This is a genomic window from Paenisporosarcina sp. P4_D4, assembly GCF_056401835.1.
Genome location: NZ_JBFUIO010000303.1, coordinates 1 through 1,250 on the forward strand (window position 1 = coordinate 1; position 1,250 = coordinate 1,250).

At 35.5% G+C, this 1,250-nt stretch carries 2 protein-coding genes; both read left to right on the forward strand.

The window, feature by feature from the left end; translation table 11 throughout:
- A partial coding sequence (locus tag AC1DSL_RS18330; protein WP_477533351.1) for a peptidoglycan recognition protein family protein occupies positions 1–579 on the forward strand: 579 nt, incomplete at its 5' end.
- A gap of 78 nt (positions 580–657) precedes the next feature.
- On the forward strand, positions 658–1,074 hold the full coding sequence (locus tag AC1DSL_RS18335) for a hypothetical protein (RefSeq protein WP_477533352.1): 417 nt from the start codon (positions 658–660) through the stop codon (positions 1,072–1,074).
- The last annotated feature ends 176 nt before the right edge of the window (positions 1,075–1,250 follow it).

Consider the following 1,250-nt stretch of genomic DNA (forward strand, 5'->3'; position numbering starts at 1 on the left):
GTCCTGTATAACGTCAAAAAAGATAACGCAATCTTCGGTGACGATGCAAATGATGTCGCTATTGGAGTAGAATTATGCTATTTCCCTAATGACTATACTCGTACATTAGAAGCCTATCGCAAGTATGTCTGGTTCAATGCTTGGTTAGCTTACAACTTCAAATTGAATCCTTATACGAGTTTCATTGGTCATCACCTACTTGATCCTGACCGTAAAGTTGACCCAATGAACGCATTGAAAATATTAAAAAAATCGTATGCACAATTGCTAGTCGATATCGTCAATGAGTATATGGAATGTGTTGCTGTTGCTGAAAAGCCCGTGAATGTAATCCCTGTGAAACCTGCAAGTATTAAGGAGGAAAATAAAATGACACAACCTATTTACAAGCCAACTGCTAAGGATATCTTAAATGACACTCTAATCGTATTACGTAGATTAGAATCTAAGGAAAAAGACGGAATTGATGCTAAATGGAGATTACAATTATTGAACGGTGAATTAACTGAATCGGATGCAATTGGATTGTTGTACACTGCATTGAAGCGTGGATTAATTCAAGGCGACATTAAAGAGTAAATTATAATCAACAATCGAGGTAAGTTGAGAATACGAGAGCAAGAACCCAAGGAGATGATTCACACTAGGAGTGGTTGGATGCCTGAAAGCACTGATAAGAGTCTATATGTACGCATTGGACTAGTCGAAGATAAGGTTGACGGTAACAATAAAAAAATTGAAAGACTTGAGGATCAACAAGATAAGCTCGATAAGACTACATCTATAACTGAAATCCTTGTTGCAGAAATGCACAAAAGAGAATTAAAGCAAGAAATCCGTGAAGAAAAACAGGAAGCAACTATGAGTTCTCTTGCAACAGCAATCACCAATATGACAGCTACACTTAACAATATTAATTTAAGTCTACACAAACTCAATAGTGGACAAGAAGAATTGGAGAAACGTGTAGGTAAAATTGAGGATAATGGCAAGTTGGATATCATGGCAGTCATTAAGAATGTGATTTGGATTGGTGTTCCAACAGCTATCTTACTTTGGTTTGGACTTAAATAAACTACTAACTAAAATAATATATCCCCCTAGGACATCTCAATTCGAGGTGTCCTATTTATTTCATAGATAATTTAAATGACTGGACGTGAACAAATGTCAGGTAATACTTACAATTTAAAGGTCGATTTAAAACAAAAACATACAGCAATCGTTCCAACTTTTATACAATATGATGA

What these genes read in the sequence shown, in the direction of transcription:
- AC1DSL_RS18335 (WP_477533352.1), top strand. Translation starts at nt 658, where the DNA reads ATGCCTGAAAGCACTGATAAGAGTCTATATGTACGCATTGGACTAGTC.